Raw genomic sequence first — 17475 nt, 5'->3', positions numbered from 1 at the left:
GGGTATCTAACTTATTATTACTGGTGACCTTATATGGCTTATAAATTACTAATATCTAGCGCGTTAGTTCTGTGTTTAACCGCTTGTGGCTCTGATAGTAGCACCAGTGAAGCGCCCATAACGCCAGAGCCTGCACTTCCTGAAGTATCAACCTATACCGGTCAATTTTTTGATTCCGCAGTTGCTGGACTCAATTATAAAACGGCCAGTCAAAGTGGACAAACCAACCAACTTGGTGAGTTTCAATTTCAAGGTAAGGAAAGCATTATCTTCTCTATTGGAGGTATTGAACTTCCTAGTACTGTTGCCAACCTCTATTTAACACCGTTAGATATATATCAAACCCAAGATACCAATCAAATAGAAGTGGTTAACTTATTGCGACTTTTGCAAAGCCTTGATGCTGACGGCGATGCCAGTAATGGCATCGAAATAGAAGAGTCGGTTCACCAATTAGCCGCCAATCTGACTATTGATTTTTCTGCCAGTGATTTTGAACAACAAGTCGCGGATTTGGTAAGTAAAAGTGGCGCTGTTAACCAAGCACTCATTTCTGCAACAATGGCTATAGACCACTTTAAATTAACCCTCAATGAAATAGGTCAAAATAACCTTTCTAGTTGCACTAAAGAACACGAAAAAATTGGCCACACGGGTTTCTTCAGTACTTTTGCCCATAATGTCTCGGGTAAGGCAACAATTATTGATGACTGCACCATAGAGATTAGCCAATTCAGCTATGATGGTGGCGGACCAGATGTCTATTTTTATGGCGCTATTGACCATGAATATACCAGTGTTGATGCTTTTCCTATGGGGCAAAAACTTAATGGTAAAATCTACAATAACGCTAGGATATTTATTAAGTTGCCACAAAATAAAAGCTTGGATGATCTTAATGGGCTAAGTGTTTGGTGTACAGAATTTGAGGCTAACTTTGGCCAAGTGGAATTTACCCCATAACGATAACTTAACAACTTCATGAGGGTGCCCATTTAACACTGAATTTCTGGATAGATGGATCAAGCTCAGGCATAATTCAAATAATTAAGTGACATTATTATTAGGATTTAACATGATCTACAGCATGACCGCATTCTCTCGCATTGAAATTAAAGGCGATTGGGGCAACGCCGTTTGGGAAATTCGCTCAGTTAATCAAAGGTTTCTTGAAACCTATTTTCGTTTGCCAGAACAATTTCGTGGCATAGAGCCTGTTTTACGTGAGCGTTTCCGTAAACAACTTAATCGCGGAAAAGTAGAATGTAACTTACGTTTTAATGCCAACCCTGCAAATAAAAGCGAATTAGCGCTTAATGAAAATTTGGCGCTGCAACTCATTCAGCATGCTAATTGGATTAATGAGCAAACACTAAACAGCAAAGTAAATCCTTTAGAAGTAATGCGCTGGCCTGGTGTGATGGAAGCACCCGAAAGCGATATGTCTGCCATTCAAGCTGAATTACTTGCCGCTTTTGACCAAGCGCTAAAAGACTTTATTGCCGCTCGCGCCAGCGAAGGTGAAAATCTTAAGGCAATGATTGAACAACGCCTTGATGCAATAGCTAGCGAAGCTGATAAAGTAGCAGCGCATATGCCAGACGTCATTGCTTGGCAGCGTAATCGCATTATCGAAAAATTCACCGATGCTAAAATCGATTTAGACTCAGGCCGTGTTGAGCAAGAGTTAGTGTTATTAGCACAAAAAATGGATGTTGCCGAAGAGCTTGACCGTTTAAACAGCCATGTCACTGAAACGAAGAAAATATTGAAAAAAGGCGGCGCACAAGGCCGTCGTTTAGATTTCATGATGCAAGAGTTTAACCGCGAAGCCAATACCTTAGGCTCAAAATCGATTAATACCGATATCACGGCAAGTGCTGTTGAGTTAAAAGTACTAATCGAACAGATGCGTGAGCAGATCGCGAATATAGAATAACTTCTGAGAAAACCTGAATAACGCTTAGGCCCTTTACTTTTAAAGGGTTTTTTTATATCTTTAATCTGAGAGAGTATGAAACAACCTAACCATTTCTGGTGGGTATTGGTGGGTAATTTGGTGAGTGATATCGAATAACTTAAGTGATAAGTACTTTTACCCACCACTTTGAGAGGCGACATGGGCAAATTAACAGTTAAAAAAATCGAAGCGATGATAAAAGGTAAACCTGGTAGGTTTGCTGATGGTGATGGCTTGTACTTTGTTATTCCTAAATCGGGCAAGCCATATTGGATGTTGCGATATACCGATAATAATAAGCGTAAAGAAATGACCTTAAGCAAATATGAGGATTTATCTTTAGCTGATGCTCGAGCAAAAGCCGCTGAAAATAGCCAACAGCAGCGTAATGGCTTAGATCCATTACTTGCCCGAAAACGTGAAAGCCAAGTTACAATAAAAACAGTTGATGATTTATTTACTGACTGGCATCAAACGCTAATCAAAAGATTAAAGTTCCCCAATATACCAGAACGAATTTACCGTAAAGATATTGCGCCTCATATTGGGCAAGCATCACTTAAACAAGTCTCTGCTCGAGATGTTAGGACTGTATTACAAGCAATTTCAAAAAGTAACCGCCCCACTATTGCCAATGACGCATTAGGTTACTGTAAGCAGTTATTCAACCATGGTATTAAACTAGATGTTATAGATAATAATCCCGCCAGTGCTTTTTCTGTTACTGACGCAGGAGGGGTGGAAAAAAGTAAAGATCGCGCTCTATCAATGGATGAATTAGAAAAAACCTTTAAGGTCATTAGTGAGAACCATGACAGCTTTAGCCGCGAAAATCATTTAGCATGTGCTTTATTGGTAACTTTAGGTGTAAGAAAAAGCGAACTAATAGAGGCACCATGGCAAGAGTTTGATTTAGACACTGCGACATGGCAGTTACCAAAAGAAAGAAGTAAGTCAGGTGTTGAAATAACTATCCCACTTCCTCTTGCTACGATCAAATGGTTGAAAGAACTGCAAGTAAGAGCATTTTCTTCACCCTATGTATTTCCTAATCGCAGAAGTAGCAAACGGCCATACATGGGCGCCGACACTCTAAACCGTGCTATTACTAAACTGTTTGGCCATGAAGCAGGCAAAAAGAAACAGCCACCGAATAAAATGGGTGATATGGCACACTTCACAGTTCATGATCTTCGCAGAACATGCCGTAGCTTATTAGCTTCTAATGGTGTTGCTGGTCACATAGCTGAACGTTGCTTAAACCACAAATTAAAAGGCATTGAAGGAGTTTATAATCAATATGATTACTTTGATGAAAGACGAGAGGCATTAAGTATGTTGGCAACAAAAGTATCCCCTTTAGTTGACTAACATAGATAAGTGCGGCATTTGTATAAGTTGGTTATATCCTTGTCACCAAGCACCACAATTGATTGAGAATTGACATTTTATGTCTGAGGAAGTACTTTAGTAAAATCAGTTGTAGTTTCAACTTCACCAACAATTAAAGGGTTTATGGCATAACAGCATATTCCCGTGCCATAAATATTATTTTTATGGCTATGAAAAAAGATTGGTATCCACTTAAAGAACTTGCTGAAATTTGGAAATGTACGGTTAATGACCTACTTTACCTTGGCTCTACTGATCAGCTCAAATTGTCTTTTGACTGGACATTGTTGCATGCTCCCAACCTTACAATAGAGGTTGCTCAACCTTTTAAACTTACCTTCATGTGTATAGCAGACACATATTTTTGCGAATATCACAAACAAATACAACACATACGCTGCCCAAGCTCCCCCCCTAATTACACAAAAGATATTACATCACGATTGGCATATTTATCTAGTCGTGATGTCGCCATACTTATCAAGTTTAAAGAGGTAAGCATTGTTAGTGGTGAATTATCAAGCAGTGAATATTTTGATGTTGATTATGATGAAGATATAAATAACCCTATTTATCCACAAATCAACATTGATGATATTGTTATCACAGCTAAATCAATGCATGAATATAAGCAGAAGATAAGCTCAAAACCTACTGATTTAGAAGAGGATAGTACTACGAACTCTCCATCAAAGACTCGGCTAATAAATAATTTATACAGAATAATAGGTCTTTTAGCTAAAGCTTTAATGGTTAAGGATGAACAAAAAATTAAGCCAGGAAATAAACCGAATATTGCAGGTATTGCAAAGCATATTATTCGTTTTTTACCCTCGGATCCATTTGGTCAAGTTGAGTCTCAGGGGCTAAGTGACAGGTCATTAAGAGACCAAATCACAAAAGGTTTAGATTCGCTTAATAATAATTAATTGGCAACTGCCAACTTATTTTAGGCAACTACCACACCGCTATATCAAGTTATTTTATCTTTGCATCGTATCCAACAAACACTAAAAGGAAGCGATATGATGCAAACAAACTACCAATCAGGTACTGTTTTATTACTTAGAATAAATGACGTAATGTCCAGAACTGGCCTACCTAGATCGTCTGTATACGAGAAAATAAAAAACAAAGAGATAACCCCCCCTGTAGCCATTGGGCTGAGAAAAGTTGCCTGGCCTTCATACGAAATAGATGAAATAAATAGAGCACTTATTTCTGGCGCTAACAATATTCAAATAAAAGCTTTGGTAACTCGCTTAACCTCTGATCGTGAACAGTCACTAGGAGGAGACGATAATGAGTAACACCTTCACCGTTGACGCCCTAGTTGATCAATTAACACTGCACAAACGCATGCTAAATTTCATTCAAGAACAAGGCTTAATCATTGATGGGATAATTTTTGATGATTGCATCCATAGAGTCAAAACCATTAATAAACCAAAAAGTAATAATGGTTGGTATTCAACTTTCGCAAATGGCAAAGGTATTGTCGCTGGTGATTGGCAAACAGGCTTAGTTAATAGTTGGCACTCTAACTCCAACTTGAATACTGAGCAACATAAAAGCCAATTACGGGAAACCATACAGCAACAAAAAACCAAAAAAAATCAAGAGCAGCAGTTAACAGCAATTGATGCCGACAAAAAGTACAACAAGTGTAAGGCTGCTCTACAGCACCCTTACCTATCATTAAAGAATATCCCACCTGTAAAGGGGCTAAGAATATTTAGAAATAGCCTAATTCTACCCCTAAGGAATATTGAGACAAATAATAACCAAATCATGAACACCCAGTCAATTCTAGGCAATGGAGCTAAACGCTTTATGAAAAGAGGGAGAATCAATGGCTTATGCTTTCCTGTTGGTGGATTAAGGAGAACACCAGAAGTAGTTTATATCACTGAAGGGGTAGCAACAGCCATTTCAGTTTACATAAACACAAACTGTTTAGTGTTAGCAGCAATGAATGCTGGAAATTTAAAGCCCGTAGCTTTAACTGCTCGGTATAGATGGCCAGAGGCTAAAATCATTATTGCTGGTGATGATGACTGGGTTACACAACAGAAAACTAATATCAATCCTGGAGTTGAGAAGGCAACTGAAGCAGCTATCGCTGTAGGTGGTTACACTTCCTTCCCCCCATTTACTAAAGAGCAACGTGAAAATAACCTTACCGACTGGAATGATTTTTTGCATGGTCATGTAAGAGTGAGCGTGTAATGGAAAACATAATCACCTCCAATACAGTATCACCGACCAGAACAATTCCACTACCAAGTGGTAAACCCGCTGTAATGCCTTTCGATTATAGCTTGTTACCGCCTCAAATAGCTGATTTTGTGCATGATACTGTTCAAAGGCAGCAATGCCCCCCTGACTTTGTGGCTGTGTCAGCTTTAAGTGCCTTGGCAGCAGTATTGGGTAATAAGGTATGGATTTACCCTAAGCAATTCGATAACTGGAAGATAATCCCCAACGTTTGGGCAATTCTTGTTGCGCCACCTAGCTCAATGAAAACACCATCAATTAAAGCGGCATTAGAACCATTACAAGCTATTGAAAAGGGGTTTAAAGAGGCTTATGAAGAAGAGTGTATTCAATATAAAACTGACACCATATTTGCCAAGGTTTCACTACAGGCAGCAGAAAATGAAGCCAAAAGAATACTTAAAGACAAAAAAGAACCTAATAAAGAAAACAAAGCTAAAGAAGCAATAGCAAGCGCCAACGCTGATGAGGTTGACCTTCCAATACTCAACCGCATCATAGTCAATGACACAACAGTTGAAAAATTCGGTGATTTGCTTGCTCAAAATAAAAATGGACTCTTTTTAGTTAGAGATGAAGTTTCTGGTTGGCTTGCCAAACTGGCAAAAGAAGAATACCAAGCTGATCGTGCTTTTTACTTAGAGTGTTTTGATGGTGATGCTACCTTTAAAGTAGATAGAATAATGCGCGGTACTATTATCATTGAGCATTGCACCCTTAGCTTGCTCGGCGGTATCCAACCATCAAAGCTTGCACCTTTAGTTCAGAGTGCTGTTAACGGTAAAAATGATGATGGCTTAATTCAACGGTTACAATTAGCGGTTTGGCCAGATACAAAAAAAGCTTGGAAATGGGTCGACCAAGCTCCCAATCCAATTGCTTCGCAAAATTACACTGATCAATTTATTAAGCTACACAACTATAAACCTGAAAACAAGGCTCATCGCTTTGACAATAATGCACAACAATTATTCATTGCTTGGATGGAGGAAATTCAGTTAAAAGCACGTGATATTGATACACCTGGCATTATGTCTAGTTACCTACTTAAATTACCCAAAACGATTACTGCAATAGCTTTGATATTTCACATTATTTTAAATGACACGGGAGAAGGTTCATCTAAAAATATTAATACAATTGGGGAAGAAGCTACTGCAATGGCACTTGATTGGGCTGACTATTTAATTAGTCATTTTAATCGCATTTGCTCTTGGGCTAACAATTCATATATTGAAGCTGCCAAGCTCATTGTAAGGCGCAGAAAAAAATTACCTATACCATTTAAAGCTCGTGATATTACCAATACGGGTTGGGCTGGTATGGGAAGCACTAACGATATATATAATTCCCTAGAACTGCTTGTTGACCATAACTACTTAATTGAACAACAAAGTGTTGTTGGAAGCACAGGGGGTCGACCTTCAAGGGCATTTTATTGGAGTTCTGCTGTAGAGGATACTTAATGGGAAGATGGCAAAATAAACTTATAAAAGCTTATTTGCCATCACCACAGAACCTACTAAACATGGATATAGATAGTTCTGTAGGTTCTGTGGCTACTCCTGATGAGCATTCGCTAAATTTTTTGAATAACGGTAATCGCACAGAACACGACTACTTGGTAGATAGTAACGGCCTACCACTACACCATTGTAGTGACGAACCTTATGGTGATACTGCTTGGATACAACACCGATTAAAAAGGGTTGCGCAACATAGGCGTATGAAACTAGCCGATGAGTACTCCTGCCACTATATGTTTGCCTATGCCCAGGAAACTAATGACATTAAAAAAGAAAATAAAGCGAGAAAAGCCGCCAACCTTTGGTTGTTGCGAGTAACAAAACACGTAAGTAACAAAAGAGGTACACCATGCAAGAACTAACCACCAAGCAACAACGTTTTATTGAAGAATATGTCATCGATTTTAATGCGACTAAGGCAGCCATTAACGCTGGTTATTCCGAAAAGACGGCTCGTTCTATCAGTTGTGAGCTATTGACGAAACCTAACATCCGTAGCGCCATTAAACACCAACTAGAACAACTATCGGCAGACACCTATGTTAGCCGAGAAGTAATACTGACGGGGTTGCTTAAAGAGGCTATGGGAACGGGCGAAAATAGTACACCAGCTTCACGGGTAAATGCTTGGTCTCAATTGGGGAAACTATCAGGTCTTTATACCGATACTAAGCCTCAGACAAACGTTGACGACATCATACGTGATATAACTGCTCGCAATGCTGCCAGTCGTGCCGTAAAAGGCCTTTTGCCTAAGAATCATATCAACTTTGATGACCATCCAGCTCTAAATGAAGATGGTTCTGTTATCGGGTAATCGTTAACTGGTTTACAAAAAGAGGTTATTACCCCCCCCCATGGACCATGATGTCAGGATTGGCGGGGGCATTTATATAGATACATAGGTTGTTAGTTGTATGTGCTGATTGGTAAACATTGTGCGCTGAGTAGAAGTTAACCTAATAAATTTTTTACATATATTTTCTAATGAATCATTCCTGTCATGTTACTGAAAAATATCCATAATATACTGTTGAACAAAATCGCTTCGCAGAGAGTATCATCTTGCGTGTGTCAAAAATAGTTAGCGAAAACTCACTGACTGGTCTAAATTAAAGTAATCGATAATGGACTGTTCAAGTTAGAAATAAATCTGGAAATTGTTAAAGGAAATAACGGCTACAAGTTAAAGCGTCCCTGAAAAAAAACACCCATAATAGCTAATGCCAACTTGAAAATTTAGCACTGGAATCGGCTCAGTCCAACACCACATATATCTCTCATGCTTCGACAAGAGATAAATGCTTAATAGTTAGGTATGACAAGGAGGTTCTGTGGATATATTCATTCAATACTCTAGTGGAATTGTCATTTTAGTAACTATATTAAAAGCGACTTATGACTTTCTCTTTAGTTCACAACTATATAAGTCAGATAGAGAAACTGGTCTGGATATATTGGATGCATTAGACAAAAAAAATAAAAGAGACAATACAGCTTCTTGGTTGGCACTAGTATTTATAACTGCAATTTCATTATACGTATTAAAGGAAAATATTATGAATGGTAATCCATCTAGAGAAGAATTTAATAACTTAATTGAACGTATTGAGAAGCTTGAAAACCCATTAGATCCGACAGGTGGAGGACCTAACAATGGACTTCAGGAACAATTAGATGAACTAAAAGGTATGATCTCGACTTTGACAAGCAACAGTGTCACAAAACAGGAACTTGATGATGTAGTTGAAAGAGTCGCTGAAATCAAAGAAAAAATCAATATGGAAAAAATTGCTTTACCTAGTGGTATACAACTTGAAGCTGGTCAGTAAAACCTAATAATTGATTTAAACGGTGTTAGTGCCCTCAGGAGCCAACATGGGAAGAAAGGCAAAGCATCACTACATTCCGAAATGCTATTTAAAAGGGTTTACAAACGAAGGTGAAAACTCATCACAATTTTGGGCTGTACCAACAAACAATAATTCCCCATTTACTACAAGCCCAAATGACTCATGTGCTGAGCGAGACTACTATAGTGTTGACCATACAAATTCATTAATTATCGAAGATTTCTACGCTGAACAAATAGAGCCAAAAATAATCAAAGCAATTAGACACATTGAATCTCACGCATGCCTACCCCCTAAAGAGGAAATGAGGCATCTGATTTTATTATTGGCAACACTGTATATACGTGTGCCTTCGCATAGAAAAACCTTGGAAATCCCTTTGAAGAGAACAAAAGAAATCGTAGCGAGCATGAGCCAAGAAATCAACGTTTCAAATAAAGACGAATTTGAATACTCCAAGACTGATCTAGTTACATCAGAATTAAGGCTAATTGATACCGTACAAGAGTGCTTGTCAAACAAGTATTACCAGCTGCATATTATTGAAGACGATGAGCTTAACGTAGTAACTTCAGACAACCCTTTTATCTTAAGCCACCCTAAAGGTGGAAGTGGTTTCGACTTTGGGCTTAACACTTCTAATATTGAGATCTGTGTACCAATTACAAGTAAGGCAATTTTAATTGCCACAAATGAGGAAATGAAAGAGGGTTCCTTTGTAGCAAGTAAGGAACTGATTGGGTTAACCAATACAAAGCTCATATTATCCACTAGGCGATTCTTTTACTCTAAAACAGAAGAGATACTTTTAGTTGATGATGATATTTCCGTATACAAGCACAACATCAGCACTCACAAGTCAAACCACTTGAACAGAGTAAATGCTGTTGGTATTTGAGACGTAATCGATACAAAACCTTATCTAACTAGTCTAGTTAGCAGTAATAACTAATGTCTTTTTAGTGGTAAAATAAGTCATATCTCCAATATTTTATCTACTATCATTCTATTACCGTACTAGATCAGTTTAGCTTCTGCTTCAGAATACTTGCTTTTGGTTAAACGGATTCTGCTCAACGTACATGTAGGCTAACTCGATAGAGCCAAAATAATAACAAAGTGTATACGAACGCTCGATAACAATGTCATTAGGTATATTTTTACTGTGAATTACATTAAGCCAGTAGCTACTAGTGCTGGTGGTGGGAGTTGTTGACCCATTTCATTCAATCCTTGAAAGTCATTAGCTACAAATAAACCATAGTCAACAACTGATGAAATTCAAGGCTATAATAAGGTATTCAAACGGACAAAATACAGTTAACTTTGTTTGTTCATCACAATTATAACCAATTTTTTTAATCGCTTAATATAGCGTTAACCATTTCAGGTAAATTATGAAATTTTCTAAACTATTTAAGTTTTCTGACTGGCCGAATAAAGACATACCGAGTGTGGCAGCAGGTATTTATGCTATTTGGAATGATGACGAGTTATTTTATTGCGGAATGTCTGGGCGCGAAATTGAGAAAAATCAGCACAAGAAAAAGTATGGGTTAGTTACAAGACTAGACAGTCATGCTATAGGCCGTTTAAGTGGTGACCAGTTTTGCGTCTATGTCGCCAATAGACTGGTTATACCAACACTTAAGCAAAGTGACTTACCCTTATTTGCCAATGGTCAATTAAAGTTAGATACACTTACCAAACGATACATTCATGAGCATTTAGAGTATCAATATGTTCTTGTCGATAGTAGCGCTGAAGCATACTCGGTTGAAACAGAGGCGAGAAGCGGGAAGTTGTTTGGTCAAAAGCCGATGCTTAATCCAATCAACCTTTAACTAAAATCAATAACGTTAAGTTGTGCAGCTACTTTACCAGTCAATGATTTCACTCTATTTATCTATACCCGCGCCTATAGAAGAGTCGTCAATGGTTGATAGATTAAGTTTAATGTCGTAACCACAACGTCCAGAATCCATGATATGAGACACTGGCAACTGTTGACCTACCAATGTAACGCTGTAATGGCCTGCATTACCTCAAGCGGTTTAATTTTAGCACTACTATTCAGTAGTGCTAATGTTCCCTTGGTGCGCATTGCGGACATGAATTAGAACTTATTTGCCATATATTTTCTAATGAATTAACTACTAGCGTAAACAATGAAATACCATTTTAAATGGAAGTCTGCATGATTTTTCAACGTGTTTTACTAAGACGTCTTAGTAACACACTATTCATTATAATAAACATTCAATAAAACAACTTAACCATTTGAATTTAATGTATTTTATTTTGTTTTTGGTAGGAGCGTGTTACTGAGAGGTCTTAGTAACACACCTTAATATACATGTGATTTAGCATTACAGGTTTCTAATGCTTTGAAAGTATGGGATATTAATGTAAATAAAATGTTATTTATGGTGTGTGTGTTACTGAGGCGTATACATAATAAGTTGTTATCTTTCTAATGGAGAGTCGCGTGGTTTTGGATTTTGGAAAAATTCCTGTAAAAGTTTTTTTGTTCTTGTTTTCTTTATTATTTGTTTTGTTATCTACCTTAGTAGCAGTGAATATATATAAAGACAAGCCTTTTTATTTTAACGATAAGAGATTTGGTTTTGGGGAATCTTCAAACGAAGAAGTATTGAAAAAAAAATCAGAATATGAAGAACAGCTTAAAGAAAAAAAATTAAGAATCAAAAAGCTTACTGATGAAATAGCATCTTTAAAGAAAGTGAAATGCGTTCCTGAAATTAAAAAGGAGAATCCGACAACTCTATATTCAAGAATCAAAGAAGTTTATCTTGAGGAACAATTTTCAGATTCAAAAGCTGGTGTAAAAATCTATATTGTTTCATTACAAGAGTTTGAAGGGGAATGGTTGTTCCATGCAGCTATATCCATTCCAGAGTCGGGAGATTTTCGACGACAGATTAACTTATCGGATAAATGGGAGTTTTTTAATAACAACAAAAAATACAGCCTCTCTTTTATTAAATTTGATCACGAAAAACCATCAATTACTCTGAGAATTTTAGAAATATAACAAGAATTTAAAGCGGGACTAATAGTGCAAGAATTCAAAAGCTACCTCGAAATCGCATACTTCATTTCTGGAATCATAGTTGCAATCGCTGCGATTGCTGCTTTGTATCAAATTAAAGTTGCTAAAGACACATTAAAAATACAATCCCAACGAGAGGCTCTTTCTTTAACGGCTAATCAATGCCAATACTATTCAGACAAAATTATTAAATTATCGAATTGTGTTTACGATAGAAGAGAGAAGCTGAATTGTGATTATTTTGAGCCTGAAAATTGGAAAGTAGATACTGATGGCTTAGACATAAAACTGGAGTGTAAAATCGAAAAACCAGTTAATCTCGAAGTGTGGGCTCAAGCTAGTGAGTTGTTAAATGCTTTAGATGGTTTTGCCATATTCTTTGTTTCAGGAATTGCTGATGAATCCGTTGCATATAAAGCAATCTCGAGCAGTTACATTAGTATTTCTGAGCGCTATATGTCTTTAGCTATAAAGGCTAAAGAGCATGACGGCTATTATGCTGCTCATCTAGAACTTTATGTTTTATGGAAAAATAGAAAGAAACAAGAGCAGCTTAAGTTGAAAGTTAGCGACCTAAATAAAGAAATAAACAAAAATGTAGTAAATAAAAAGAACGTTATTGGTGTGTAGTTATATACAAGTTGCTTAAACGGACAAAACTGTTGGCTGTGCTAGTCCCTCGCTAAATTTTAGCCAACGTTTTTTAGCCGCTTAGCAAGTAAGGAGAGTTCAGTGTCAAATTCGAATCAAGAGTTTTTATCAATGGCTCTTGCTTATATTGAAATAGGTAAAATGTCTGCTGGAACTGATTCAGAACTGAAAAACACCTCAGAGTATGAGAATGCTATCGCATATCAGCTTTACCATTCAGTTGAACTTTTTTATAAGTACATGTTATTAAACAAAGGTGTAACTAAAAAAGTTCATGATCTAGAAACTCTCGAAATAGAATATCGCAATCACTTTTCTGAAGAGAGATATCAACTTGAACATCCTTTTGATTTTTCAAATTATAAGGCTAGTGATTTGAATCCAGATGAAGCAGAAATGGCAGAAGCCCATCTGCAAAAATTCAAACCTAAATTCATGGATCAACATTTGAGGTATCCGAGCAATCATAATACTGGAGGTTACTCGTATAAATTTGATCCTTGTTATTTTGATAGCATCAAAGAACAAATGTTGAGAATTAGTGCTATTGCTTGCTAACAAGAATTTAAAGCGGGACTGCTAACAGTTTGCTCGGTTTCGCTTCGCTACACATTTAGCAAACAATTATCAGCCCCTTAAATGGGCGTTAGGCATCATGGATACTCACCTCAAGTATAAAAAGCAAGTTGATGACCTCTACCAACTAACTCAAATAGGTTTGAAGTTGTCAAAGTCAGTTAATGGAAGACAAACAACTGAATGGAGCCATGAGTATGCATCCCACATTTACGTCAAAATACTATTACATATAATATCTATTCAACGCTTATTACCAGATTCTAATTACTTTGAAAGAAATGCGCCTGAAAGAGTTTGGGATATAGCATCTATTTCGTCCTTAACTCGAAGCGTCATAGATGCTTATTTAACAATGTTTTATTTAACTTTTGATGCTATTCCTGAAATAGAGCATGAGTTTAGAAAACTGTTATGGGACTACCACGGAGAGAAAAAAAGAATACAGCAACTGGAATGTATTGGCTCTAAAGCAGATGGGCTTAGTGATGTTAAAATATTGGCAGCGCAGTTACTCGAAAAAATTAAAGTAAATCAATTTTATTCTACTCTCGATTCAAGCGTTAAAAAAGATATAAGACAAGGGAAGAAAGGGATTTATCTAACTAACACCGCTATTTGTAAAAAATCTGAAATAAGTGAAAAATATTTCAAATCCTTATTTACCTATCTTTCGAGCTACGTTCATACATACCCTTTTTCTTTGTCACAAATAAGCGCACTAACAAAAGATAATTCAGGCGCTACACAACTTGTTAGCACTGTCTTGGATTATTTAATTGGATTCTTTTGCCAAATACTGAAAAGGTATTCGAGTATATTCCCTGATACCGAAGCGATTATAGAAGAACAAAAAGAAAAAATTGATTTATGGTTGTGGGTACATAAAGAGTTTGATGTAATTAATGCCTAACAAGTCGTTAAAGCAGGACAAAACCTGATCCTAAACGCTGTTCGACGCTCATTACCTAATCCCAGCAGATAGACAGCGGCTTTTGACAATCTTATTCTCGCTTTGTTGTAGGCTAGTTATTTTCTTCGCTCTCGTACACTCCCAAGCATCTACGGGGTACATCTTATCCCAAGCGTTCATTAGCTGGCGCTGTGATTTACTCATGTTATATCGCTTGTAGGCGTCATCCATATACAGATATGTGCGAGCTATTTGACCTCTAGCTGCTTTTGGCGGTTCTACTTTACGATTATCTATTTTCATTGCACAACTACCAAAGCCACTTTTGGCAGCAGGTAATATTGTGAAGTTATAGTTACTTCTTAGTGCGTTCACCGCGCCAATAGCAGGGTAAAGGTTAAACATTTCCGCTTGCATGTAACGATATTAAATGTTCACTTTCTCAGCACATTTACGGCCTTTAAATGCCTTGTTTTTGCTATTAACACACTGCTAATGACCATCACGCCATTCGCTAAATGTACGCCCGAAGTTCTCTGCTGGCACAACATGTTCCCACTCTATCTTTTTTGCTCGCTTAACATATTTAGTCATAATGAAGCCTTGGGGTGGTGTTACTTTTTTCTTAGCGTCAAAAGTCGCACCGCAATAAAGTGTCGTGCGGTTCTTGTTGTAAACTTGCTTTTCTAAGATCTTTTTAGCTTTATTAAATGATTGTATTTCTTGGTTGGCAGCTAAGGCTGGCGTCGTAATTGAAATTACCACTAACAATGTTGTTATTGTTTTCATTATCGTACTTAAAGCTTAATTGTTGAGTGAATAGCCAGCAATGCTTCGTGAGTACAATGCTTGAATAGGATGTTTGAGCTTGTTATCTGCTATTAAACAAGTGTTAACGACCGCCAAGATCCAAACAAGAAAAAGGTGGGGGGCTTTATATAGATACATGAGTAGTTAGGTGTATAGGTTAACTTGGTGCTCTTAGCAGACGCTTAACCTAACTCGTCTTTGCCCTGTTTCAAATTAGCTCAACGAGGTAGCAATTACTATTACCATAACTGAAATTTAGGATAAGCAAGATACAAAAGTTGGATCGTTCTGCCTCACAGTTTTTTTAAACTTCACAACTTGGCACTAAAACAAGTTGCACACACTTAACGTAAGGTGTATTGTTTACGTAACCACACAAGTTCACGTAAAGAGGTATTATTATGGAGTTCAGATATCCCGCAGCAGTCGCTGAAAAAAATGCAAGAGCTTTAAACTATCTAACCAAAGGGTTAAAAAACATTGAAGCAGGCAAAGAAATATTTAATAAAATTTTGGATGAGTTAGGTAACGCTATTGACGGTTATCCTTATTGGCATCCTATTTTGACAGCACCGCCACATCAGGATGGAGTGCCATCATTATCTGACATAGAAGCTTATGGAGGGATCGATCATACAAAACAATTTGTAAAAGGCTTTGTGACGTGCCCTTACAGTGAAGAGACAGCTATTAATCTAGTGAGTAAAGTTGATAAAATTAAAGGACTTCACGCTTATCGCCTGCATGGCTCTTTATATCACGAGACTGCTTATCCAGTGGTAGTAAAAGCATTAGATATTGAGCTCGAAGCTGATGGTACGATCCGCAGCCGTGATGCTCTCGCGTGGTGTGTACAAGACTTAGTTAAAAACGCTCGGAACGCTCAGGTTGCAGAAACTTGGTGGAATATTAGATCATGCATTCTTGGAGAACCACATGGCTCACGATCGTCATTGTTGGTAAACCAGTATACTGGTGGCCACATGCGAAAAATTCTAGAAGCATTAAACAATAGTGGCATGTATGGACCGATTAAAGAATCATCATTAGAAATGTTTTCAGAGAAAAAGAGAAAAACAATTAGTGAAACTCTAATTCGAGCTGCGATTAAGAGTCATAATAACACTGATAATAAGTTTGAGTTTGAATTGAGAGGAGAAGTATGTACGGCTGAGATTCGTGATACGTGGAATGATGGCGATGAGCTTTCTATTCGAGTTATGATCGGGGATTTTGACTTGTGCGCAACAGGCTTCTATTATCCTAAAAAAGACCTACTGGAACCTGGTTTTAGCCCTACAGGCAAGCGTGCATTGGCTGAAAAATTTCTGTAACACTCCTGCTTATTAGCTCAGACAAAATACGAGAAAGCGATGATAGTAATAGTTACCAATCAAACATAGTTCATGACTGATAATATTCAAGGTCGCGAGCTATGCTGTCTTAACTGCTCATCATGTGTATCAACTAGCCTGAACTGTCATAACATTATGACGCTATACGCACAGAATACATTAGCCATTGCTAAGGCATAATAGATCCAACATTTTAATAAGAGAATAATTTCTTTAAGCAAAACAAACAGCAAATACTTGTCACAAGCTCCCAGCTACGGCAGAATAATTACACAGCTATAAAAAGTAATTGCTTCACTACTTACAAATGGCCATGTTTAAGTTCGCTTTAAACACAAAAAAGCCACCTTGATAGAGTGGCTTTTCGTGGGTATTAACTTAATTAGAGTTAATACCGTCTTACATACTTTCGTGAGTACAGGTCAATATTAGTACCTGTAAATATGGATTACAAGTACATTGTGTCTTAATACAGCACAAGAACGGCATTGTTCAGAATGATTTTACCGGGCTAATTTCCCGTTAAATAAGTAGTTAGGGTGAAGCCGTGTGGCTAAACATTGATATATACCTAACCTTTATTAACCGTGTTTGAACTCTTACATACTTTCGTGAGTAATGTGAGCCGATGAAAAGATGAATAGTCGGTGGAGTTCTTACTGTCCAATTAAGGATTGTTATGGTGACGTTTAAAAAATTCGTTATTGTAGTATCTGTGTATTGTGTTGTTGAGTATGCTCTGGGGATTTCGATACCGCCTGAGTTCTACTTATTAATACCAAAACCAGAAGAAGAAAAAAACAAGTAAAGTTATTGAAATAGCAGGGGGATTAAACCCTCTGCTATTTCAAATGTCCGCCCTGGAACGCATTTAATTCATACCTCAAGAATAACTATCATAACTTAGCTACAAACCAAGTGGTGGGCTAATCGGTGGGCAAGACATAGAAGCCCTCACAAAATAACACCTTATATATTGATTTATATAGTATTATTAAGATTACCCCACAAGCAGATCGCGAATATCGAATAACCCTCAAGCAAATTTGAATCATTAAAAAGCCATAGTTAAGTAATGCCTTAACTATG

General features: G+C 37.3%; 17 protein-coding genes and 1 pseudogene. 17 read left to right on the top strand and 1 reads right to left on the bottom strand.

Features of this window, described 5'->3' with window-relative positions:
* The first annotated feature begins 33 nt into the window (after nt 1-33).
* From CXF79_RS05790 to CXF79_RS05715, 16 genes are all read left to right on the top strand, one after another.
* A complete protein-coding gene (locus CXF79_RS05790) occupies nt 34-963 on the top strand; it encodes a DM13 domain-containing protein (RefSeq protein ID WP_101154305.1) in 930 nt (309 codons plus the stop codon).
* Nucleotides 964-1075: 112 nt separating this feature from the next.
* Nucleotides 1076-1939 carry a YicC/YloC family endoribonuclease gene (locus CXF79_RS05785; protein ID WP_011040982.1) on the top strand — a complete coding sequence of 288 codons (864 nt, stop codon included), beginning with the start codon at nt 1076-1078 and terminating at the stop codon, nt 1937-1939.
* A 180-nt stretch (nt 1940-2119) separates the two neighbouring features.
* Nucleotides 2120-3331, top strand: a complete 1212-nt coding sequence (locus tag CXF79_RS05780; RefSeq protein ID WP_101154304.1) for a tyrosine-type recombinase/integrase — start codon at nt 2120-2122, stop codon at nt 3329-3331.
* A gap of 185 nt (nt 3332-3516) precedes the next feature.
* Complete coding sequence (locus CXF79_RS05775; protein ID WP_101154303.1) at nt 3517-4281, top strand: hypothetical protein; 765 nt, start codon at nt 3517-3519, stop codon at nt 4279-4281.
* 96 nt (nt 4282-4377) lie between these two features.
* Entirely contained in the window at nt 4378-4662 is a 285-nt protein-coding gene (locus tag CXF79_RS05770) for a helix-turn-helix transcriptional regulator (protein ID WP_101154302.1), read from the top strand.
* Nucleotides 4655-5581 carry a toprim domain-containing protein gene (locus CXF79_RS05765; RefSeq protein WP_101154301.1) on the top strand — a complete coding sequence of 309 codons (927 nt, stop codon included), beginning with the start codon at nt 4655-4657 and terminating at the stop codon, nt 5579-5581. The genes CXF79_RS05770 and CXF79_RS05765 overlap by 8 nt, the downstream gene beginning before the upstream one ends.
* Nucleotides 5581-7095 (top strand): YfjI family protein, encoded by a 1515-nt coding sequence (locus tag CXF79_RS05760; protein ID WP_101154300.1) that lies wholly within the window; start codon nt 5581-5583, stop codon nt 7093-7095. Before CXF79_RS05765 ends, CXF79_RS05760 begins: the two co-directional genes overlap by 1 nt.
* Nucleotides 7095-7517, top strand: coding sequence for a hypothetical protein (locus CXF79_RS05755; RefSeq protein ID WP_101154299.1), 423 nt, complete (start codon nt 7095-7097; stop codon nt 7515-7517). Before CXF79_RS05760 ends, CXF79_RS05755 begins: the two co-directional genes overlap by 1 nt.
* Complete coding sequence (locus tag CXF79_RS05750; protein WP_101154298.1) at nt 7505-7972, top strand: terminase small subunit; 468 nt, start codon at nt 7505-7507, stop codon at nt 7970-7972. The genes CXF79_RS05755 and CXF79_RS05750 overlap by 13 nt, the downstream gene beginning before the upstream one ends.
* A 517-nt stretch (nt 7973-8489) precedes the next feature.
* Complete coding sequence (locus CXF79_RS05745) at nt 8490-8987, top strand: hypothetical protein (RefSeq protein ID WP_101154297.1); 498 nt, start codon at nt 8490-8492, stop codon at nt 8985-8987.
* Nucleotides 8988-9033: 46 nt separating this feature from the next.
* Nucleotides 9034-9906, top strand: a complete 873-nt coding sequence (locus CXF79_RS05740; protein WP_101154296.1) for a DUF4238 domain-containing protein — start codon at nt 9034-9036, stop codon at nt 9904-9906.
* Between the two features lie 499 nt (nt 9907-10405).
* Nucleotides 10406-10852, top strand: coding sequence for a hypothetical protein (locus tag CXF79_RS05735; protein WP_101154295.1), 447 nt, complete (start codon nt 10406-10408; stop codon nt 10850-10852).
* A gap of 644 nt (nt 10853-11496) precedes the next feature.
* Nucleotides 11497-12063 carry a hypothetical protein gene (locus CXF79_RS05730; protein ID WP_101154294.1) on the top strand — a complete coding sequence of 189 codons (567 nt, stop codon included), beginning with the start codon at nt 11497-11499 and terminating at the stop codon, nt 12061-12063.
* A 24-nt stretch (nt 12064-12087) separates the two neighbouring features.
* Entirely contained in the window at nt 12088-12711 is a 624-nt protein-coding gene (locus CXF79_RS05725) for a hypothetical protein (RefSeq protein ID WP_101154293.1), read from the top strand.
* Between the two features lie 102 nt (nt 12712-12813).
* Nucleotides 12814-13290: a hypothetical protein gene (locus tag CXF79_RS05720; RefSeq protein WP_101154292.1), complete on the top strand. Its 477-nt coding sequence runs from the start codon at nt 12814-12816 to the stop codon at nt 13288-13290.
* Between the two features lie 97 nt (nt 13291-13387).
* Entirely contained in the window at nt 13388-14221 is an 834-nt protein-coding gene (locus tag CXF79_RS05715) for a DUF5677 domain-containing protein (protein ID WP_101154291.1), read from the top strand.
* Nucleotides 14222-14272: 51 nt separating this feature from the next.
* Here the strand turns inward: CXF79_RS05715 and CXF79_RS05710 are convergent.
* Nucleotides 14273-15010: pseudogene (locus CXF79_RS05710) on the bottom strand (endonuclease).
* 422 nt (nt 15011-15432) lie between these two features.
* Here CXF79_RS05710 and CXF79_RS05705 point away from each other — a divergent pair.
* Complete coding sequence (locus CXF79_RS05705; protein WP_101154290.1) at nt 15433-16365, top strand: hypothetical protein; 933 nt, start codon at nt 15433-15435, stop codon at nt 16363-16365.
* Nucleotides 16366-17475: the final 1110 nt, after the last annotated feature.

This window comes from Colwellia sp. Bg11-28 (assembly GCF_002836245.1).
GTDB classification, from domain to species: Bacteria; Pseudomonadota; Gammaproteobacteria; order Enterobacterales; family Alteromonadaceae; genus Colwellia; species Colwellia psychrerythraea_A.
This window is presented reverse-complemented; position numbering and strand designations above follow the sequence as displayed.